General features: G+C 69.2%; 20 protein-coding genes. 8 read left to right on the plus strand and 12 right to left on the minus strand.

What is annotated here, in order from left to right:
- Positions 1-329 precede the first annotated feature (329 nt).
- The 6 genes from O3I_RS27005 (at position 330) to yidC (ending at position 6,936) form a co-directional block, all read left to right on the plus strand.
- Positions 330-1,781, plus strand: coding sequence for a condensation domain-containing protein (locus tag O3I_RS27005; protein ID WP_014986177.1), 1,452 nt, complete (start codon positions 330-332; stop codon positions 1,779-1,781).
- Positions 1,772-3,223 carry a condensation domain-containing protein gene (locus tag O3I_RS27010; protein WP_014986178.1) on the plus strand — a complete coding sequence of 484 codons (1,452 nt, stop codon included), beginning with the start codon at positions 1,772-1,774 and terminating at the stop codon, positions 3,221-3,223. Before O3I_RS27005 ends, O3I_RS27010 begins: the two co-directional genes overlap by 10 nt.
- Positions 3,223-4,602: a condensation domain-containing protein gene (locus tag O3I_RS27015; RefSeq protein WP_014986179.1), complete on the plus strand. Its 1,380-nt coding sequence runs from the start codon at positions 3,223-3,225 to the stop codon at positions 4,600-4,602. Before O3I_RS27010 ends, O3I_RS27015 begins: the two co-directional genes overlap by 1 nt.
- 199 nt (positions 4,603-4,801) lie before the next feature.
- Positions 4,802-5,587 carry a helix-turn-helix domain-containing protein gene (locus O3I_RS27020; RefSeq protein WP_014986180.1) on the plus strand — a complete coding sequence of 262 codons (786 nt, stop codon included), beginning with the start codon at positions 4,802-4,804 and terminating at the stop codon, positions 5,585-5,587.
- A 68-nt stretch (positions 5,588-5,655) separates the two neighbouring features.
- A complete protein-coding gene (locus O3I_RS27025; RefSeq protein WP_014986181.1) occupies positions 5,656-5,955 on the plus strand; it encodes a DUF6412 domain-containing protein in 300 nt (99 codons plus the stop codon).
- Positions 5,956-6,048: 93 nt separating this feature from the next.
- Positions 6,049-6,936 carry a membrane protein insertase YidC gene (gene yidC, locus O3I_RS27030; RefSeq protein ID WP_014986182.1) on the plus strand — a complete coding sequence of 296 codons (888 nt, stop codon included), beginning with the start codon at positions 6,049-6,051 and terminating at the stop codon, positions 6,934-6,936.
- A 53-nt stretch (positions 6,937-6,989) separates the two neighbouring features.
- Here yidC and O3I_RS27035 read toward each other — a convergent pair whose 3' ends face one another.
- Together O3I_RS27035 and O3I_RS27040 are read right to left on the minus strand one after the other, a co-directional pair.
- Positions 6,990-7,214 (minus strand): hypothetical protein, encoded by a 225-nt coding sequence (locus O3I_RS27035; protein ID WP_014986183.1) that lies wholly within the window; start codon positions 7,212-7,214, stop codon positions 6,990-6,992.
- A 144-nt stretch (positions 7,215-7,358) separates the two neighbouring features.
- Positions 7,359-7,742 (minus strand): nitroreductase family deazaflavin-dependent oxidoreductase, encoded by a 384-nt coding sequence (locus O3I_RS27040; protein WP_014986184.1) that lies wholly within the window; start codon positions 7,740-7,742, stop codon positions 7,359-7,361.
- A gap of 85 nt (positions 7,743-7,827) precedes the next feature.
- Between O3I_RS27040 and O3I_RS27045 the strand changes: the two genes are divergently transcribed.
- A complete protein-coding gene (locus O3I_RS27045; RefSeq protein ID WP_014986185.1) occupies positions 7,828-8,331 on the plus strand; it encodes an NUDIX hydrolase in 504 nt (167 codons plus the stop codon).
- Between the two features lie 208 nt (positions 8,332-8,539).
- Here the strand turns inward: O3I_RS27045 and O3I_RS27050 are convergent, their stop codons facing one another.
- Positions 8,540-9,220, minus strand: coding sequence for a TIGR00266 family protein (locus O3I_RS27050; protein ID WP_014986186.1), 681 nt, complete (start codon positions 9,218-9,220; stop codon positions 8,540-8,542).
- A 65-nt stretch (positions 9,221-9,285) separates the two neighbouring features.
- Entirely contained in the window at positions 9,286-9,654 is a 369-nt protein-coding gene (locus O3I_RS27055; protein ID WP_014986187.1) for an arsenate reductase family protein, read from the minus strand.
- An 82-nt stretch (positions 9,655-9,736) separates the two neighbouring features.
- Here O3I_RS27055 and O3I_RS27060 point away from each other — a divergent pair, with 82 nt between their 5' ends.
- Positions 9,737-11,212: a bifunctional phosphatase PAP2/diacylglycerol kinase family protein gene (locus O3I_RS27060; protein WP_041564430.1), complete on the plus strand. Its 1,476-nt coding sequence runs from the start codon at positions 9,737-9,739 to the stop codon at positions 11,210-11,212.
- Between the two features lie 9 nt (positions 11,213-11,221).
- On the opposite strand, the gene O3I_RS27065 is transcribed toward O3I_RS27060, so the two are convergent.
- The 8 genes from O3I_RS27065 to hydA all read right to left on the minus strand — a co-directional run bounded on the left by O3I_RS27065 (position 11,222) and on the right by hydA (position 20,897).
- The gene (locus tag O3I_RS27065; protein WP_014986189.1) at positions 11,222-12,757 is read right to left on the minus strand and encodes a glycosyltransferase family 39 protein; all 1,536 of its coding nucleotides are present in this window, start codon (positions 12,755-12,757) and stop codon (positions 11,222-11,224) included.
- Between the two features lie 83 nt (positions 12,758-12,840).
- Positions 12,841-14,148 (minus strand): aspartate aminotransferase family protein, encoded by a 1,308-nt coding sequence (locus O3I_RS27070; RefSeq protein ID WP_014986190.1) that lies wholly within the window; start codon positions 14,146-14,148, stop codon positions 12,841-12,843.
- Between the two features lies 1 nt (position 14,149).
- Positions 14,150-15,292, minus strand: a complete 1,143-nt coding sequence (locus O3I_RS27075; protein ID WP_014986191.1) for an ABC transporter substrate-binding protein — start codon at positions 15,290-15,292, stop codon at positions 14,150-14,152.
- Positions 15,289-16,077: an ABC transporter permease gene (locus O3I_RS27080; protein WP_051066766.1), complete on the minus strand. Its 789-nt coding sequence runs from the start codon at positions 16,075-16,077 to the stop codon at positions 15,289-15,291. Before O3I_RS27080 ends, O3I_RS27075 begins: the two co-directional genes overlap by 4 nt.
- A complete protein-coding gene (locus O3I_RS27085) occupies positions 16,074-16,982 on the minus strand; it encodes an ABC transporter ATP-binding protein (RefSeq protein ID WP_014986193.1) in 909 nt (302 codons plus the stop codon). The genes O3I_RS27080 and O3I_RS27085 overlap by 4 nt, the downstream gene beginning before the upstream one ends.
- A gap of 235 nt (positions 16,983-17,217) precedes the next feature.
- Positions 17,218-18,099: an ABC transporter permease gene (locus tag O3I_RS27090; RefSeq protein WP_051066767.1), complete on the minus strand. Its 882-nt coding sequence runs from the start codon at positions 18,097-18,099 to the stop codon at positions 17,218-17,220.
- 289 nt (positions 18,100-18,388) lie between these two features.
- Positions 18,389-19,423 carry a TIGR03842 family LLM class F420-dependent oxidoreductase gene (locus O3I_RS27095; protein WP_014986195.1) on the minus strand — a complete coding sequence of 345 codons (1,035 nt, stop codon included), beginning with the start codon at positions 19,421-19,423 and terminating at the stop codon, positions 18,389-18,391.
- Positions 19,424-19,475: 52 nt separating this feature from the next.
- On the minus strand, positions 19,476-20,897 hold the full coding sequence (gene hydA / locus O3I_RS27100; RefSeq protein ID WP_014986196.1) for a dihydropyrimidinase: 1,422 nt from the start codon (positions 20,895-20,897) through the stop codon (positions 19,476-19,478).
- Positions 20,898-20,913 lie beyond the last annotated feature (16 nt).

A 20,913-nucleotide genomic window follows, 5' to 3' on the forward strand; every position in this document is an offset into this window, starting at 1 on the left:
TTCCAGGTGGTTTGAGACACATTGTCACGCTATCTCTCAGCTATCTGAACATTAAGTATTTCATATATCCGCAGGCTGCGGCGCTGCCGCTCGCGGTTGCGTGGCCCGCAACACCGTTGTCCGGCAACCTCCGGCAAATACCGGTGACTCACCTCACCGACACATTCGCCGGGAATTTCTTCTACAGTTTGTCTCGTCCCGGTCCGACGATGACGTCCCGGGACCGTTCGGACAAAGTTCTCGGATGCAGGCCGAAATTCTTGTCACTATTCGGATCGGTAATTCCCTACCGCGCACGGGGATTGCCGATGGGCAGCTGAAGGTGTGTCATGGAATTCATCGAACTGGCCGACTATCCGTTGCCGAGCGGCCGGGTGATCGAGTGGCTCCCGACGGCCACTTCGCACTGGGCCGACTGGCCACGAGATACGCGGGCCGTCTCCTATAACCACGAGCACCACCTCCGGGACGCGGTGGAGCACAGTCGAATACGAGATCGCCGACATTACTGGCTCGGGCACGCGTTCCGGATCGACGGACCGCTCGACCCGCAGGCCTGGCGCACGGCCTTCGACGCCTGGATCGACCGGCACGAAGGGCTGCGTTCGCACGTCACCATCGAGGGCGGCCGGCCTGCCCGATACACGCTGCCGCCCGGCGGAATCCGGGTGCAGCCGGTCGACGCGGGCGCGCCCGCCTCGACGATGGCCACCTATCGGCTGGTCAACGGGCTGCTCGACGACGGAACCTCACCGCTGCGCTGGCCCGCCTACGTCTGCGTGACGATCGCGAACCGCGACGGCTTCACCGTCGTGTTCGCGGCCGATCACTCGATCATGGACGGCTACTCCACCGTCTCCACCGGCGGCGAGCTGCACGCGCTCTATCAGGCCGTGCGCGCGGGGAAACCGGCCCGCCTGCCGGACACCGGCAGCTATGTCGACTTCTGCCAGGACGAACGCGTCCGCGCGGCCGACGCCACCGCCGACACCCCGGCGGTGGCGACCTGGCGGACATTCTTCCCCGATCACACCGAGAACTCGCTGCCCTGCGGCACTCTCAGCAAGGTCGCGGCCGCGCCGATCCAGCTCACCGGCCCCGCCGAGGCGCCGCCGCGGCGGGTGCCGCAGCGCAATCTCTCGGTCGAGGTGCTCGACGCCGACGCGGCCGACGCCGCCTCGGCCGTCGCCAGACAGCAGGGCCAGGGTTTGTTCGCCGCGCTGCTCGCCGCGTTCGCGGTGACGACCACCGAACTCGGCGCGGGCCGTGACTTCCGCACGGTGATCCCGCTGCACACCCGCTCCGAACCGCAGTGGGCCGACACCCTCGGCTGGTTCGTCGGACTCGCGCCGTTCCAACTGGATTGCGGCCCCGCCCGCAATCTCGCCGAGCTGATCACCCCGGCCGGGGAGGAACTGCGGCGCACCCGCAGCGCGGCGACGGTCCCGTTCGCCCGGGTCTGCGAACTGCTCGGCGAGCGGCCGCGCATCTCTTTCATGGTGTCCTACATGGACGTTCGTTCGGCGCACGCCGCGGACACCTGGGTCGACACCGGCACCCGCTGGCTGCGCAGCCGCAACGTGTCCCCGGAGGAGTTCTTCTTCTGGTTCGTCCGCACGCCCACCGGCGTGACGCTGAACATGCGTTACCCCGGCACCAGCAAGGCCACCCGCGACATCCACCGGCACGTGCTGCGCATGCGCGATCTGCTGGCCGAATTCACCCGCTACGGAGATGCTCGAATCCGCCCGATCGAAGGAGCGCCGCTGTCATGGAGATGACCCTCACCGAAGACTGGTTGCCGAAACCGGGGGTCCTGCTGGAGTTCACCACCACCGCGGCGAGCAAGGCCGCCACCGCGGCGACCGCGCCCTCCGACGCACCGCCGACCTACGTGCAGGAGTCGCACATCCGCCGCTGGGCCGCGCGCCGGCATACCGACGATCCGCTGGCCTCGGAACTGTCGCTGTGCTTCACCGTCGCCACCCCGTTGGACGCGGACGCGCTGCGCCGTGCGTTCACCACCTTCCTGCAGCGCCACGAGAGCCTGCGCTCGTGGTTCGCCCTGGACGAGACCGAGGGCCGGTTCGAACTCACCCGGTACCTGCTCGATCCCGCCGCGGTCGAGCTCGAGACCACGACGGTCGGCACGTTCGACTCGGGTGAGGAACTGCGCGACCTGCTGGTCGAGAAGTTCCACGAGAGCGCGGAACCGACCAAATGGCCCGCGTTCCTCTGCGGCGCCATCGACCACGGCGCCGACGGTTTCACCCTGGTCTACAACACCGATCACGCGTTCAGCGACGGTCTCTCGCTGGTTACCGCGATCTTCGAACTGAACGCGCTGTACACGGCGTACGCGACCGGTCAGGATCCGGTGCTGCTGCCGGTCGGCAGTTATGTCGAATTCGCCAGGGCCGAGCGGGCCGCGGTGGCCGCGCGCCCGCCGGAACTCGACCGGCTCGCCACGGTGCTGGCCGAGAACGCCGACAACGTGCGGCCGCTGCCCATCGACCTGGGCTTGGCGCCGGGCGAGCTGGCCGACAGCCGCGGCACCAAGGTCGATCTGCTCGATGCCGCGCAGTGCGAGGCGTTCTCGGACGCGTGCAAGGCGGCGGGCGGCTCGTTCTCCGCGGGCCTGTTCGCCGCGATCGCGCTGGCCGAACTCCAATTCGCCGGGCGCACGCACTATCTCGGGCTCAACGTGGTCGGCACCCGGCAGGAACCGCAGTATCAGCTCGCCCAGGGCTGGTTCATCAACCTGCTGCCGATCTCGTTCGACCTCGATCCGACCGACAGCTTCACCGATCTCGTCGGCCGCGCGGGGGTCGCGCTGGACTGGGTGAAACCCCTGGCGAACGTGCCGATCCACGCCGCCTTGCAGCGGGCCGCCGAACTCACCGGCGCGCCGCTGCCGGTGACCACCGAATGGCCGTGGGTGTCCTACATGGACGTCCGCGCGATTTCCGGTGCGGCACTGGAGAACGCGCTGCCCAACGTGTCCGGGATCAACGGGCTCGGCTCGCGCGCCCGGATGGGTCAGACCTCGCCGATGTGGTTCAGCCGGGAACTGGACCGCCTGCACGTCAGCATGATGTTCCCCGACACCCCGACCGCCGCGGCCGCCGCGGCGGCCTATCTCGACTCGATTCGCACCGCTTTGCGCGCCATCGCCACCACCGGCGAATACGTGGCGGCCGCCCCGGATTTCGCGAGGTCCTGATGCAGTTGCTCTTTCTCGAACACCTGAGCGCACCACCGGGCACCCTGCTCGAGTGGACCGCGCTCGCCGAACCCGGCCCCACGCCGGACGCGACACCCGCTTCGTCCAACCAGACCATCCACCTGTCCTCGGGCGGACCGACGACCTGGCTGGCCGCCACCTTCGACGTGGCGGGCCCGATCGACGAATCCGCCCTGCAGACCGCGTTCTCGGTGTGGCTGCCCCGCCACGACGCGCTGCACTGCAGCTTCGAACCACCCGCCGAGGGCAACCCGCCCACGGTGCATGTGGTGGTGGACACCGATATCCGGCTCGTCCCCCGGCCTGCCGTCGAAACCTCGAGCACCGACGACCTGCGCACCGTCCTCGGCACTCGACTCGACCAGGCCTGCGCGCCGTTCAGTTTCGCGCCGTACTTCCTCGGCGCCATCAGCAGGCCCGAAACCTCCACCGTGGTCTGCGGTTTCGATCACGCGGTCTGCGACGCCTGGTCGATCACCATCGCGGTGACCGAACTGGACGTGCTGTATCGGGCCGCGCTCGAGGACGGACCCGACGGCGCCGCCGTGGCCGCCGACCGGCTCCCCGAGCCGGGCAGCTTCCTGTCCTACGCCACCAGGGAGGCCGCGGTCCCCGCCGCGGGCACGGGCCCGCTCATCCGGGCCTGGCGCGATTTCCTGCATGCCGCGGGCAACGATCTGCCGCACTTCCCGCTCGATCTGGGCGTGCCCGCGGGCACGCTGGCGCCGTTCGGCAGCGACAGCCGGCTGCTGCTCGGCGCGATGGCCACCGATGCGCTGCACCGCAAGTCGCGCGCGGACGGCTATTCGATGTTCGCGGCCCTGCTCGCGGCGGTGGCGCTGGCCGCCGCCGAACTCGGCGGGCGCGCGGGCACCGATCTGGTGTTCCCGGTGCACACCCGGCGAGAACCGCGCCACCACAACACCTTCGGCTGGCTGGTGTCCAACGCGCCGGCGCATGTGCCGGTGGCGCACGACTTCTGCGCCACCGCGCAGGGCGCCGACCAGGCGATCCGCACCGGTCAGCGGCTCGCCCAGGTGCCCGCCACCCAGTTCCTCGCGGCCATGGGCACCGACCTGCGACGGACCAGGAAGGACCTGTTCAGCGTCTCCTACACCGACTATCGGCGGCTGCCCGGCGGCTCGCGCAGCGACACCACCCGCACGGTGCCGCGCAATCCGGCCCAGTTCAGCCGCAGCGCGCCGCTGGACGACGTGCAGATGTGGTTCACCCGCACCGACGACGGGCTCGCGCTGCGCACCCGTTTCCCGGTGACGCCCACCGCGGGACCGCTGCTCGGCGAGTTCCTCGATCGGGTCGCCGCCACGTTGTCCGCGGCGATCTCGGTCCGGGTATGACCGGGCGGTACCCGACCTGCGCGCACCCGTCGCACGCCGCAGAAACGGCGGCCGCGGCGATGGGCCGGGCGCAGATCGGAACCATGGCATGGTCCGGCCCCCTGCGATCGACAAAGCACGACGGCCGGGGAGCCGAACCCGTTAGTCTCAGCACAGGATCCACCGAGGAACTGTTCGTGTCAGCCGGGAGCATCCGACGATGAAGGCTCTGGTCACCAACGACTTCTCGACGTCAGCGGACGCCGAAACCACCGACGAGCACCCCTGGACGGGCACCGCACTACTGCGGCCGGGAATCCTGGCCTTCGAAGGCGAGATCTGGCCCACCGAACTGCACGCCCATCACGCCGTGCAGATCGTCGCCGCCTGCACCCCGATCGTCGTCGTCGACGGCAGCGGGGTGCGCAGGCAGGGCACGCACATCATCGTGCCCACCGACGCACCGCACCGGGTCGCGGAGGGCGCGGTGCACGGCATCGCGGTCTATCTCGATCCAGAAACCACCGCGGGCGCCGCGGCCGACCGGCGGGCGCATCTGCACGGCTGGGTGCACGCGCTCGGGGTCGATCCGGCGCACGGCCTGCTCGCGGGTCACGTCCGCGACGTGCTCGCGGATCTCTTGCCGGACAACGGGACCTGTTCGGACGGTCCGCAGGGCGTGGTCACCGCGGCGCTGCAACTGCTGCCCGAACTGGTTCGTGACGGTTCGGTGCGCGGCTCGGATGTGGCGCGCCAGCTGGGCATTTCGGCGACTCGGCTGACCCACCTGTTCACCGAGCAGGTCGGGATTCCGTTGCGCCGCTACATCCTCTGGCTGCGGCTCTACATCTCGATGACCCGGGTGATGGCCGGTGACGATGTGGCGGCCGCCGCCGATGCCGCGGGCTTCGCCGACTGCGCCCAGCTCACCCGCACCTGCCGGCGGACCTTCGGGCTGCCGCCGTCGATGCTGAGCCGCGACGTGGAGTGGGATATCGCGCTCTGAGCAGTGGTGACCGTCGTCTCGGCGCGCACGCCGCGCCGAGACGGCGGCACACCACGTATTCTCTAGGCATGATCACGCGGGTGCGGGTATTGACGTGTGCGGTTGTCGCACTCGTGCTGCCCGTGCTCACGTTGCTGGCGATTCCGGCGGGTGAGCCCGGATCGGTCGCCGTGGTCGGTGTCGTCGCGGCCTCGCTGATCGTCGCCTTCGCCACGCTGCATCCGGCGGTCGTGCTGCCGGTCGCGGTTCTCGACTCCGGCCCGCCCCCGTCCGCGCAACGCCGCCGACGTGGTTCTTTCCTGCGCCAGAGCAATCCTGATACACCCGGGCGTCCGCGCCCACGAGCACCAGGCTGCGCGCTCGCCTGACGCCGGTCCCCCCTGTGGTGGACGGGCGTCGGCGTTGTCGCCGCATCCCTTCCGTTCTCGTGCGCGCTCGCACGCCCACAGTCAGGTGCTCTCATGCTCGACTTCATCTACTACCCGGTGTCGGCCATTCTCTGGTTCTGGCACAGCGCCTTCGGCTTCGTATTCGGACCCGCCAGCGGCCTGTCCTGGGTTCTCGCCGTGATATTTCTCGTCCTCACATTGCGTGCTGCCCTTTTCATCCCTTTTCTCGAGCAAGCACGCAACCAAGCCATTGTGAAAAAATTGCAACCCAAGGTCGCGAGCTTGAAACAAAAATACGCATCCGATCGGACGCGGCAGGCCACCGAACTCCAGAAACTCTATAAAGACAACGGCGTCAAAACCTTCGCCACCTTGATTCCGATCATCGTGCAGCTATTCGTTTTTCTCGGCCTGTTCCATGTCCTACGATCCTTCGATCGCACGGCCAACCTCGGCCATCTCCCGTTCCAGGCCATCAAGACGCCGATGAGCCCGGAGCAGAACGCCACCACCCCCAACTACGTCTTCAGCGCGGCCGACGTGCGGTCCTTCCTGCACGCCGATCTGTTCGGCGCCCCCCTTTCCCGGACCGTCATCGGTGCCGGCGACCCGCTGGCAACGGTGGCCGCGGTCGCCATCCCGCTCATGCTGATCGCGGCGGTCGCCACCCACTTCACCGCGCGCGCCTCCCTCGGGCGGCAGGAGACCCCCGCCCAGTTCGCGTTCATGCGCCCGCTGTCGCTGTGGGCGTTCCCCGCCGCGGCGCTCGTCGGCGGCGCGCTGCTGCCGGTCGCGATCCTGCTCTACTTCGTCACCAACAACGCGTGGACCCTCGCCCAGCAGCACCTCGTCTACCGCAAGCTCGACGCCGAAGCGGCCGCCGAGGCGAAACTCGTCGCGGCGACCCGCGCGGCGACCGCCCCGAAACCGGGCGCCAAGCCCGTCCGCCGCCGAAAGTGAGCTGAAAACCACTGGGGCGGAATCTATTTCGCAGATTCCGCCCCAGCTGGTCACTAGCGGTAGGTGATCACTGCCTTCTGCTTGTCGCCCTTGTCCGGGAAGCAGATGGCGCTGGTCGCGCCGGCGCGGCGCGCGTCGTCGGTGAGCTTCCGGCATTCACTCGACGTCAGCCCCGGATAGACCTGACTCTGCGGCGCGGCCTGTGCCGTGCCGGATCCGAGCGCGATGCCCGTGGCCGCCAGCACGACGAAACCCAGTGCGACAGAGATGTTCTTCATGATTCCCTCCCATTTCCCAAACGTGCGTATCCCCGTACGGACGGGGCGGCGAATCACTTTCAAGATCATCGCCGACGCCTGTTCAGTGTATCGGGAGGCACCGACAAGTTTTGCGGCGCAAGCCTTTCGGCGGCAGCGAGCGGCTCAGCGGGCTATGGCGCGAGCCTCGACGTAGTACTCGGCCGACAGCACCCGCAGCCACGGCCGCACTACCACGGGGGCCCACGCGGCGGTGGGATCGCGGTGCACCACCGGGTCGGTCAGGTCGAGCACGTGACCACGCGTCTCGACGCTGAACTCGCCTGCGGCACAGATGTTCTTGGCCCAGTCGACCTCGCGCCCATAGGTCATGGCGATGCGATACACGTCGTCGGTGTGGAAGATCGAGATCGGGGTCCGGTAGAGCCGCCCCGACTTTCGGCCGCGGTGCTGCAGGATGGCGAACCCGGGCGCCCGGCCCGCGAACAGCCCGGCGACGCGATTGGTGACGGATCGGTTGAATTTCGCCAGCGTGCGGGGAAGCACCATGTGCGCGATCCTCTCTGCGGATAGCCTGCTGCGCTCACGTTACCCTCGAGCGGTGGCAGCCGAACGGGTCCAGCAGAAGTCCGAGATGATCGCCGTCTACGACGCGGCGGGTCACCCGGTCGGCGCCGCCGACCGGGCCGAGGTGTACCGGGACGGGCTCTGGCACGCCAGCGCGGGCGTACTGGTCCGCTCCGGCGACGGCACCCGGATCTACGTGCATCGGCGCACCGACACCAAGATGGTTTTCGCGAGCATGCACGACTGCCTCGCGGGCGGCGTGGTGGCACCGGCGGAAAGGCCGCGCGACACGGCGGTACGCGAACTCGCCGAAGAACTCGGCATCACGGGCGTGGCGTTGCCCGCCGAGCCGGTCGGCAAGGTGTCCTGGGACGGCGAGTGGCAGGGACGCCCGATGCGCTGCCACCTGTTCGCCTACGAGATCCGCTCCGACGGACCGATCCGGCACCAGCCGGAGGAGATCGCCGACGGGTGGTGGTGGACCGATGCGCAACTGCGCGCCCACCTGGCCGATCCGGACTGGCCCTTCGTGCCGGACACCCGGATCCTCGTCGACGACCTGCTCACCTGAGTGCGCGGTCGCGCACCCCTACTCCGACTGCGCGATCAGGCCGCGCTGCCGCTGCCGAGCGACAGGATGTTGGTGAAGATGTTGGCGACGACCTCGAGCAATTCCATGATTCTCCGAACGTTGGCGCTATCAATTGGGGCACCGGAGCATTGACGACCGACATGTCCAGCACCTGAAGATCGCGTGAACGCAGGCCGTCGCCGCCCGGTTATCCGGAGGAGGCTACCGAACTGGCCCACGCGGCGAACGCGCCGGGGTTGCGGGTCTGCAGCAGCACCCGGCCCGGACCGACGAAGTCGAACACGAAGCCCTCGCCGGACTTCATCGACTGGATCGACCGCCCGACCACCGCGCGCCGGATGGTGAAGTTCATCGACAGGTCGTAGGCCACCACGTGCCCGGTGTCGATGGTGATCGGCTCGCCCGGCTGCAGATCGATGACATCGATCGCGCCGAACACGCCGACCACGATCTCACCGTCGCCGTGCGCACGCAGACCGAAGCCGCCCTCGCCGCCGAACAGGTTCGCGAAACCGCCCCACTTGCTTTCCACCTGCACGCCATGGGAATTCGCGATCCAGCCGCCGCGGCTGATGAAGAACGGCCGGTCCTGGGTGATCTGCAGGTTCAGCATGTCGCCGGGCAGCGCGGGCGCGACGTCCACCCAGCCGCCCTGCTGCGGCGCGGTGAACGTGGAGACGAAGAACGATTCACCCGCCAGCACCGACCGCTTCAGCCCCGCCAAGATGCCGCCTTCGGCCTTGGCCTGCAACGTGACTCCCGCCGAGTGGGCGACCATGGCGCCGCTCTCGACCCGCATCGGCTCGCCACCCGCGAGGAAGCACCGCGCGATGGTCGAGGCCGGGTTGTGGCGCAACTGTACCTTCATGAATGGCGACCCTACCGCCTGATTCGCCCCGGTAGGGCCCCGGAATTCGGTGGGGCCGGGTCAGATCAGCCCAGCGAGCGCAACGTGTCTTCGTCGCGGGCCACGACCGCGCCGCCGTCGGCGGTCAGCACGATGGGTCGCTGGATCAGTTTCGGGTGTTCGGCCAGCGCCGCGATCCACCGGTCCCGGTCGGCGGCGGTGCGGCCCCACTGCGCCATGCCGAGGTCCTTGGCCACCTGCTCGCCGGTGCGGGTGATCTCCCACGGTTCGGCGCCGAGCCGGGCCAGCACCGCGCGCAGTTCCTCGGCGGTGGGCGGCTCGTCGAGGTAGCGCCGCACCTTGTATTCGATGCCCGCCTCGTCCAGGTGCGCGGTGGCGTTGCGGCTCTTGGTGCACCGCGGGTTGTGCCAGATCTCGGTCTGCCCGGAAGTCATACCGGCAGGCTACCGAGCCGGTGCGGTGGACGGTGCGCGGCGACACCGTTTGAGCGCCGCGTCGCTGGATACACTCGCCTCGATGCCGCACAGACGTATTTCGATCAACGCACTGGACCGCAGGCTCGTCGAGCACGCCGCCCAGATTCCGCCGAGCCCAGCTGACGATTTGCTGCGCGATCTCAGCTCGAGCGCCAACCACAGCAAGCTCTGGATGGCCGTCGCCGCAGGGCTTTTCGTCGCGGGCGGCCGCGCGCAGCGGCGCGGCGCGGTACGCGGGCTGGTGGCGGTCGGCCTGGCCAGCGCACTGGCCAACGGCGTCGCCAAACCGCTGTTCCCGCGCCGGCGGCCGCCGGTCGACGCGGTGCCCGAGTTGCGCCGGTTGGTCAAGCCGCCGCGGTCCTCGTCCTTCCCGTCGGGTCACTCCGCTTCCGCGGCGGCCTTCACCACCGCGGTCGCACTGGAGTCGCCCGCGACCGCCGCGGTGCTCGCGCCGGTCGCCGCGGCGGTGGCGTACTCGCGCGTGCACATCGGCGTGCACTGGCCCTCCGACGTGGTGGTCGGGGCGGCGCTCGGTTCCGGTGTCGCGCTGGCCACTCGCCGCTGGTGGGCGGTGCGCGCGGACGAACCGGCCTCGCTGGGCCCGGCGAAACGGCTCGAGCCGCTGCCCGCCGGGCGGGGGCTGCTGCTGGTGGTGAACCCGGCCTCGGGCAGCGGCACCGGCACCGAATCGCTGGATCAGCTACGCGAACGGCTGCCCGAGGCGCAGGTGCTCGAGGTCGGCGACGGCGATCTGGACGCGGCGATCGAGGACCGGGTACGGCGGCACGGCGTCACCGCGCTCGGCGTGCTCGGTGGTGACGGCACCGTCTCGGCGCTCGCGGAAACCGCTGTGCAGCACGGCCTTCCGCTGGCGGTGTTCGCGGGCGGCACGCTCAACCACTTCGCTCGCGATATCGGCGTGGAGAATCCGGAGACCACGTTCACGGCACTCGACTCCGGCCAGGTCGTGCTCGTCGACACCGCGCGCGTCCAGCTGGACGACGAGCAGGACCGGATGTTCGTCAACACTGCCAGCCTCGGCGGCTACCCGGACTTCGTGCGCCTGCGGGAACGGTGGGAACGCCGGATCGGCAAATGGCCCGCGGCCGGTTTCGCGATGCTGCGCGTGCTGTTCCGCGCCGCCCCGCTGCATGCCGAGATCGATGGCAAGCGCAGCGCGCTGTGGATGCTGTTCGTCGGCAACGGCGCCTACCATCCGGCCGATCAGATCCCGATGTCGCGGCCGCGGCTGCACGACGGCACCATGGACATCCGGTATCTGCGTGCGGACCTTCGCTTTTCGCGCGCGCGCCTGATCTGGGCCACGTTCACCGGCACCCTGGACCGTTCGACCACCTACGTGCACCGCCGCGTCGCGCGGCTCGACGTGCAGGTCGACGGCGCACCGGTCTCGCTGGCCACCGACGGCGAAGTGAACCATCGGGCAAAGCATTTGGCCTTCGCCAGCCGTCCCGCCGCACTGGCGGTGTTCCGGGAACCGGACGAGCAGCGCTGATCCCGTCCGCTACAGGTGCATCAGCGTCGGCCACACCTGCGACCACGGATGGCGCAGCCCGGCGCACTTCCAGACGACGACGTTCTGGGTGTTGCCGGGGTAGCCGATCCGCGAGTCGACCTTGGCGACCGGCTCGACGTGCTCGAAGTCCCAGCGCAGGAAGGCCTCGTTGAGCGCGACGGCGATCACCACCGTCGCGTCGTCCGGCGGCGTGCCGAAGTAGCCGTAGCCCCGGCTGGGACTGTAGACAGGCGGCAGTTCGTCTCGGGCGAATTGATCCAATGCGCTTGCCTGCCAATAGGTGTCGGTGACGATCACCGCGCCGGCGCGCTCCGCGGGCGGTAGCGACCGAGCCACCCCGGTGACGGCGTCGGTCAGCTCGGTCCAGCCGAATTCGCCGTAGACGCCGATGTTGATCGCGGCCTCGGCGTCGTCGGCGGGCGGGCGGATCGCCGATGCGTCGCGCCATGGCGTCGACCACAGCACGAATATCGTCGCCGCGAGCGCGAGCGCGGCCCCCGCCGCGACGGCGGCCCGTCGCCCGGTCGCGCCGACACTCCGCGCCAGCTCGACCAACCCGACCGCGCCCGCGGCCAGCACCACGCCGTACATTCCGGCCACGTAGTAGATCCGGCCGCCGATCACCAGGAAGATCGCGACCAGCAGCACCAGGGTCCAGCCGAGAAATCGGTACGGACGCAACCCGGGATTGCGCAGCAGCGCCCACACGCCGTAGAGCAGCACCACCGCGCCCAGATAACCCGCGGTCAGCACGGCGAGCGGCACGAACATCAGCCTGCCGCCGAGAATCCCCTGCTCGCCGCTGATCACCTCGCCCATCGCCAGCTGCGGCCAGTCGTGGCGAGCCTGCCAGATCAGGGTCGGCACCGTCGCCAGCACCACGATCGCGCCGCCGAGCCACAGCAGCGGCCTGCGCACCAGCTCGCGCGGCCCGCAGACCAGCGAGGTCACCGCGACCGCGAGCCAGAAGAACGGGATCAACCACTTCACCTGCATGTCGACCGCCGTCACCAGGGCCGCGCACAGCAGCAGGCCGTCGCGCCGGGTGCGCACCCAGCGCACCACCAGCCAGGTGATGATCACCCACAGCGCCGTGTCCACGGCGTTGGTCGTCAGCATCTTGCCCTGCAGCAGCAGGAACGGCGAGGTCGCGTACGCGATCGCGGCACCGAGCTGCGCGGTTCGCCCGCCACCGAATTCGCGCGCGATCGCCGCGGTGAGCACGATCGCCAGCACGGTGAGCACGACGGCAGGCAGCCGCAGTACGAAGAACGAGCCCGGCGCGAGGGTGTCCATCGCCCGGGCCAGCAGCGGCAGCACCGGCCCCTGATCGGCATAGCCGAAGGAGAAGTGCCGACCCGCCGCCAGGAAATACAGCTCGTCGCCGAAGTAGTCGTAGCGGCTCGTGGCGAACAGCAGCACGGCCGTCGAGAGCGCGCCGAGGACGGTGAGCCACGCCGTCGCGAGCGGCGGGCGGTGGTCGGCGGCCGGTTCGAGCTCGGGCCGTGCTGCGGTATCAGTCATGCCGGCTCCTGGAAGACTTCCGGGACGGGACTGCTCGAATGTAGCGGGAAACGGTCGCGCGGCGGGGACGCCGCGCGGACCACTCACCGCACGTAGGCGTCGGCGACCTCCAGGACCTCGTCGACGATCTCCAGGCCGAGGCGCAGTTCGTCCGCCGAGGTGGTGAGCGGCGGCGCGATCTGAAAACGGTTGCCCGCGTTGAACGGCCACAGCCCCCGCGCCTTCGCGGCGGCGGTCACCTTCGCCATCGGCTCCGCGGCCGCCCCCGCGGCAGCGAACGGAACCAGCGGCTCCCGGGTCTGCGGGTCGCGGACCAGATCCAGCGCCCAGAAGAAGCCGAGCCCGCGCACCTCGCCGACGCTGGGATGCCGGGAAGCCAACTCGTGCAAGCCTTTTCCGAGCACGTCCGCGCCGACCGAGCGCACGTGCTCGAGGATGCCGTCCCGTTCGAAGACGCCGATCGAAGCGACCCCGGCCGCGCAAGCCAGCGGATGTCCCGCATACGTGAGCCCACCGGGATAGACGGTGTGGTCGTAGCGCTGCGCGATCCGTTCGGCGATGAGCACGCCGCCGAGCGGAACATAGCCCGAGTTCACGCCTTTGGCGAAGGTGATGAGGTCGGGCGCGACGTCGAAGGCGCGCACGGCGAACCACTCCCCGATCCGGCCGAAGCCGACCATCACCTCGTCGGCGATGTAGACGATGCCGAACTCGTCGCACAGCGCGCGCACGCCCGCCAGGTAGCCCGGCGGCGGGATCAGCACACCGTTGGTGCCGACCACCGTCTCCAGGATCAGGCCCGCGATGTTCTGCGGGCCTTCCAGTTCGATCACCTGTCGCAGATGGTTCAGCGCGGCGGCCGTCTCCTCCTCGGGAGAGCTTGTGCCCCAAGGGGATCGGTAGGGATACGGCCCGAAGAACCGGACCACGTCGACGTTCGTCGGCTCCGCGCCCCAGCGCCGCGGCTCCCCGGTCAGACCGATCGCGGTGCCGGTGCCGCCGTGATAGGAGCGGTACGCGGACAGCATCTTGGTGCGGCCGGTGAAGCTGCGCGCCAGCCGCACCGCGTGCTCGATGGCCTCCGCGCCGCCGGTGGTGAACAGGATGCGGTTCAGGTCACCCGGCGCCCGCTCGACGATGAGCCGGGCCAGCTCGCTGCGCACCTCGTTGCCCATGGTCGGCGAGATGGTGGTGAGCACCTGCGCCTGCGCGACGATCGCCGCGACGATATCCGGATGCTGGTGCCCGATATTGACATTGACCATCTGCGAGCAGAAGTCGAGGTAGCGGTTGCCCTGGTCGTCCCAGAAATACGCGCCGGAGGCACCCGTGATCGGCACCGGATTCAGCTCGGCCTGCGCGCTCCACGGATAGAAGACGTGATCTACCAAGTTATTTGCCTCCTTCGTTCAGCGTGACCGGGCTCGGCGCGTAGCCCGCACCGGTCACGTCGGTGCCACCGGACTTCAGCAATTCCAGTGCCTTGGTGACGTATTCGTTCGTGTACGCGCTCGCGTCCGGGTCCTTCTTCAGGACCGTGACGCCCTCCTGGTTCTTGGTGTCCTTGGCGATCTGCACCGTGCGATCCCACGCGGCCTTGTCCACCATGCCGATGCCCGCGGGCGAGGGCCAGATCAGCTTGTTCACCTCGTTGATCTGCCACTGCTGATGGGACGCGCCCAGGGTGGCGCCCGCGGCGACGGTGATGTCACGGCACTTGTCGACGTTGTCGCGGCAGAAGGCCCAGCCCTTCAGCGACGCCGCGACGAATTTCGTGGTCTGCTCCTGATATTTCGGGTCCTGCAACTTCTCGGTGTTGGCCCAGATCGCGTCCTGCAGCATCGCGACGCCCTGGTCGTTCCAGTCGATGGTGGTGAAATCGTCTGCGGTGTAGAGCTTTCCGGTCGCCGGGTTCTTCGTCTCCAGCAGCTGGGCGTACTCGTTGTACGACATGGCCTGGGCGGCGGCGATGTCCTTGGCAAGGAACGCGTTCATATCGAACTGCTGCTGTACCAGCTTGACGTCCTTCGCCGGATCGATGCCCGCCTTGGTCATGCCCGCGAACAGCTCGAACTCGTTGCCGTAGCCCCAGTTCCCGACCGTCTTGCCGCGCAGCGCGGCGGGGCCCGCGATGTTCTCCGACTTGAACGACACCTGCTTGGTGCCCGAGCGCTGGAAGATCTGCGCGACCTCGGTGATGCCCGCCCCTGCCTCGCGGGACGCGAGCGCCTTGGGCACCCAGGCGATCGCGTAGTCGGCCTGTCCCTGCGCCAGCACGGTCTGCGGGACGATATCCGTTCCGCCGTCCAGGATTTCGACCGACAGTCCCTGCTCCTTATAGAAGCCCTGATCGACCGCGGCCAGATAACCGGCGAACTGGCCCTGTTTGAACCACTGCAACTGCAGCCGGACCTTGGTGAGGCCGTCGGCCGTGGTGGTCGAGCCGCCGTCGGTGGTGCCGCAGCCGGTCAGCGCGGCCGCGGCCAGCGTGACCAGCGCGAGACAGGCACGGAATCGCTTGGTGGATCGGGTCATCGGGTGCTCCAGAGGGTGCTGCGGGGTCTACGGGTGAGTTGTTCGAGGATGAGTACGGCGGCGAGGAACAGCAGGCCGACGAGCATGGCGCCGACCACGTAGGCCCACGCGCGCGGATAGGCGGTATTGGCGGCGGCCGAGGTGATCCGGCTGCCGAGCCCGTTCTGCAGGCCGCCGAAATACTCGGCGATGACGGCCGCGATCACCGCGCCGGGCGCGGCGATGCGCAGGCCGGTGAACAGGTGCGGCAGCGCCGCGGGCAGCCGGACCGTCCGGGTGACCTGCCAGCCGCCCGCCGCGTACGAGGTCATCAGGTCGGTGTGCACCTGCGGCACCTGACGCAGGCCGCGCGCCGTGCTGACGAACATCGGGAAGAACACGACGATGGTGACGACCATCCGGCGCGGGGTGTCGGTCGTCGTCGAATACATCGAATTCAGCAGCGGCGCAAGGGCGACGATCGGCACCGCGGCCGCCGCGGCGGCGAGCGGTGTGAGCAGGCCGTCCACCAACTGGAACCGCACCGCGACGATCGCGGCGACGATGCCGAGCACGCCGCCGGCCAGCAGGCCGAGCAGCGCGTTGGTGCCGGTCGCGGTCGACGCGTCGAAGATGCGGTCGAAATTCGCGGTGAACTCGCTCGCGATCGCGCTCGGCGCGGGCAGCAGGAACGAGGGCACCCCGGCCACGGTGGTGAGCAGCTGCCACAGCAGGAGTCCGCCGACACCGAATAGCAACGGCGGCAGCACTATTCGCCACGGCAGCAGCGTCTTCCAGGATGTCATCGCACGTCCCGACCCGCGACCGCGCCGGTATCGCCCGGCCCGCCGCGCAGCGCCTCCCGTACCGCGGCCACCGCCTCGAAAAATGCCGCGCTGGAACGCACATCGTCGGCGGCCGCGGCGGCATCGCGACGGCCCCAGCCGCCGGTCGGCACGATCTCGGTGATCCGGCCCGGCCGCGGCGACATCACCACCACCCGATCGGACAGGAACACCGCCTCCGGGATGGAGTGCGTCACGAACACCACCGCTGCCTCGGTCTCCCCCGCGATCCGCAACAGTTCGGTCTGCATCCGCTCGCGCGTCATCTCGTCGAGCGCGCCGAACGGTTCGTCCATCAGCAGCAGCGACGGCTTGGTCGCCAGCGCCCGCACGATCGCGACCCGCTGCTGCATGCCACCGGACAGCTCGGCGGGATAGCGCTTGGCGAACTCGCTCAGCCCGGCCAGCTCCAGCAGTTCCGCACTGCGCGAACGGCGTTCGCCGCGCGGTACCTTGTGCAATTCGAGCGGCAGTTCGACATTGGCCTGCACGGTGCGCCAGTCGAGCAGGCCGGACTGCTGGAACGCGATGCCGTAGTCCTGATCGAGCCGGGCCTGCCGCGCGCTCTTGCCGTGCACGGTCACGGTTCCGCTGGTCGGCTGCTCCAAGTCGGCGACGATCCGCAGCAGGGTCGACTTACCGCAGCCGGAAGGGCCGATCAGCGACACGAATTCGCCCGCGGCCACGGTGAGCGAGACGTCCGACAGCGCGGTGACCGAGCCCGCGGCGAAGATCTTGCCCACATGCCCGAGTTCGACCGCGGCGAGCCGCTGGGTGGCCGGTTCGGCGAGATCGGCGGCACCCACCTGCTCGTCCGCCGGGTCCGGCGCCGCGGTGGCGACGGCCGGTCTTGCTTTGGCGGTCAATGGATACCTCCTGAAAAGCTGCCTGCCCATCCGTGCAGGCGGTCGTTGCGGTGCACCGGCTCCGGTTCGAATGCCTTCGCGCCCAAGGGCATCGGACGGCGCTCGCCGGGCGCGGGCTCGATCGCGCCGGTCGGTCGGCTACGGCTCTGCGCGTGCCCCGCGCAGCGGACCGCCGGTGCTGTCGTCGCCCGCGACACCGCCCTGGTTGCAGATGAGTGTCGAGCAGGCGGGGCGGTCATCGGCCGGCCTTCGCGGCGTCGACCGAACCGGGCGGCCGGCTGTAACGCCGCAGCGACCGTTCGGCGAGGCCGACGACGGCGGTGATCACGACGCCGAGCAGGGCCGCGGCGAGCACGGCCGCGTACAGCCGCGACGCGTCGCCGGTGGCCTGCTGGGCGAACACGATGATCTGGCGGCCGATGCCGCCCGCGGTGCCGGTGGAGATCTCGGCGACGACCGCACCGATCACCGACGCCGCCGCGGCCAACCGCAGCGCGGGCAGCAGATGCGGCACGGCGGCGGGAAAACGTAAGCGCACCAACGTTTCCCACCAACTAGCCGAATAGCTGTGCAGCAGCTCCACCGATGCCTTCGACGGGGCCTGCAAACCGCGCAGCATGCCGACCGCCACCGGGAAGAACGCCAGATAGGACGCGATCACCGCGATACTCATCCACGGCCGCCACGGCTCGCCCGCGATCACGATCTTGCCGCCCCAGCCCGCCACCAGCGGCGCCAGGGCAATCAGTGGAACCGTCTGCGACACAATGATATAGGGCAGCAGCCCGCGCTCCACCCAGGCGAAGCGCTGCATCAGCACGGCGAGCAGCACCCCGACCACCGCCCCGATCGCCAGCGCGAGCAAGGCGAGTCCCAAGGTGAATCCCGCTGTGCGCAACAATGTTCCGCCCACCGTGCCGGCGCCGTCGCGCTCGCCGAGCACCGTCACCACCGACCACACGTGCGGCAACGCGCCGTCACCCGTGCGCGGCAGGATCCGCTGCTCGCCGATGCTTACCCCTTGTTCGGGCACCGCGAACTTGACCAGCTCCCACACCCCGACGACCAGAACGAACACGGCTACCGCATAGCCGGTCCGCACCCAACTACCCCTCATCGAACCTCGCTCACGTACTCGCACGGCCAGATTCGGCCCCGCCGGTCACCGCTCCAGCGCAGCGACCCCCACATTCCCGTCGGCACAGCGCGCCCTCGTACCGCCGTTCCCACGCAACGGCCGCCCGGCCGGCGGGGACGAAGACCGACGCCGGCCGGCGCCGATCCCCGGCCGAACCGGCGGCCGCGCCGGTGTGCGATACCGTCGACGCCGGTCACCCGCACCGCAGATGTACTCGAACCGGCGCGCACCGGGTAGCCCGCGGACCGCTCAGCGGACCACGGCGGCATCAAGCGCCCTCCGTGGCGGTCACCGGGTGCGCCAGCCGGGGCAGCACCGATTCGCCGTAGGCCTCGAGCGTGGCCGTCTTCGCGTCGTGCTGCAGGTACACCGCGAACTGATCGACGCCGAGTTTCTCCAGCTCGCGTAGCCGGGCCAGCTGATCGTCGGGCGTGCCGAGCAGGCAGAAGCGGTCCACGATGGCGTCGGGGACGAACTCCGCGTGCGTGTTGCCCGCGCGGCCGTGCTGGTTGTAGTCGTAACCCTGCCTGCCCGCGATGTATTCGGTGAGCGCGGCCGGAACATCGCTGCCCGTCCCGTATTTCGCGACGATATCGGCCACGTGGTTGCCGACCATGCCGCCGAACCACCGGCACTGCTCGCGGGCGTGCGCCAGCGCGGCCGCCGACCCGTCGGTGACGTAAGCCGGTGCGGCGACACAGATCCGCACCGCGCCCGGATCGCGACCGGCCCGTTCGGCGGCGGCCCGCACCCGGGCGATGGTCCACGCGGTGATATCCGGGTCGGCCAGCTGCAGAATGAATCCGTCGGCTACCTCGCCGGTGAGATCCAGTGCGCGCGGACCATATCCGGCCACCCACACCTCGAGCCGGGAACTCGCGGCCCAGGGAAAGCGCACGATGGTGTCGTCCACCCGGGCGCTGCGCCCGTTGCCGAGTTCCCGGATCACCTCGATGGATTCGCGCAACGTCGCCAGGTTGCTCGGTTTGCCGCCGAGCGTGCGGACCGCCGAATCGCCGCGGCCGATCCCGCAGACGGTGCGGTTGCCGAACATGTCGTTCAGCGTCGCGAAGGTGGACGCGGTCACGGTCCAGTCCCTGGTGGCCGGGTTGGTCACCATCGGGCCGACGACGACCTTCCTGGTGGCCGCCAGGATCTGGCTGTAGATGACGTAGGGCTCCTGCCACAGCAGATGGGAGTCGAAGGTCCAGACGTGGGAGAAGCCGTGTGTTTCGGCTTGCCGGGCCAGTTCGACCACCCGGGAGGCGGGCGGCGTGCATTGCAGCACCACACCGATGTCCATGCGGCACGCTCCGTTTCGAAGTCGGATGCGGCTGGGCGCGCCAGCCGCGGGATCAGATCAGGTTCTGCGACAGCGCGCGTTTGACGAACCGGCCGTGCCCGGCGCTGCCCCGATACTCGCCGGCGTCGACGATCACCCGGCCGCGCGACAGCACGGTATCGACGTGACCGTCGATCTCGAAACCCTCGTACGCCGAATAATCCATGTTCATGTGATGGGTCTTGCCGAGCCCGATGCTGGTGTGCCCGTTGGGGTCATAGACCACGATGTCGGCGTCCGCGCCCGGACTGATCACGCCCTTGCGCGGATACATGCCGAACATGCGCGCGGGCGTGGTGCAGCAGACCTCGACCCAGCGTTCCAGCGAGATCCGGCCGCTCTTGACGCCCTGGAACATCAGATCCATCCGGTGCTCGACGCCGCCGATCCCGTTCGGGATCTTGCTGAAGTCGCCGACGCCCATTTCCTTCTGGTCCTTCATGCAGAACGGGCAGTGATCGGTGCTGACCGTGGTCACATCGCCGGTGCGCAGGTAGCGCCACAGCTCGTCCTGATGACCCTCCGCCCTGGCCCGCAGCGGCGTCGAGCACACCCATTTGGCGCCCTCGAAACCCGGTGCGCCCAACTGCTCTTCGAGCGACAGGTACAGGTACTGCGGACACGTCTCGCCGAACACGTTCTGGCCGTTGCCACGTGCGGTCGCGATCTGCTCCAGCGCCTGCTTCGCCGACACGTGCACCACGTACAGCGGCGCACCGGTCAACTGCGCCAACATGATCGCGCGATGGGTCGCCTCCTCCTCCATCTGCCACGGCCTGCTGGTCCCGTGGAAGTACGGGGCGGTGTCGCCGCGGGCGATGGCCTGCTCGACCAGCACGTCGATGGCGATCCCGTTCTCCGCGTGCATCATCAGCAGCGCGCCGAGATCGCCCGCCGCCTGCATGGCGCGCAGGATCTGGCCGTCGGTGGAATAGAAGACGCCCGGATAGGCCATGAACAGCTTGAAACTGGTGACACCCTCCGACACCAGTTCGCTCATCCCCTTGAGGGATTCGTCGTTCACCTCGCCGATGATCTGGTGGAAGCCGTAGTCGACCGCACACTTGCCGTCCGCCTTCCGATGCCAGGCGCCGAGCGTGTCCTGCAACCGCTCCCCCGGCGTCTGCACCACGAAATCGACGATCGTGGTGGTGCCGCCCCAGGCGGCCGCACGGGTGCCGGTCTCGAACGTGTCCGAGGCCTCGGTGCCGCCGAACGGCATCTGCATGTGCGTATGCCCGTCCACACCACCGGGAATCACGTACTTGCCGGTCGCGTCGAGCACGACATCGGCGGTCGCGGCGAGGTCCGCACCGAGCGTCGTGGTGCCGGGTTGCAGTACGGCAGCGATGGTTTCACCGTCCACCAGCACATCGAGCAGTTGCGAACCGGTGGCCGAGACCACCGTGCCGCCGTGGATGAATGTCAGCGTCATGGGAGTGTCACCGGCC

This window comes from Nocardia brasiliensis ATCC 700358 (assembly GCF_000250675.2).
GTDB classification, from domain to species: domain Bacteria; phylum Actinomycetota; class Actinomycetes; order Mycobacteriales; family Mycobacteriaceae; genus Nocardia; species Nocardia brasiliensis_B.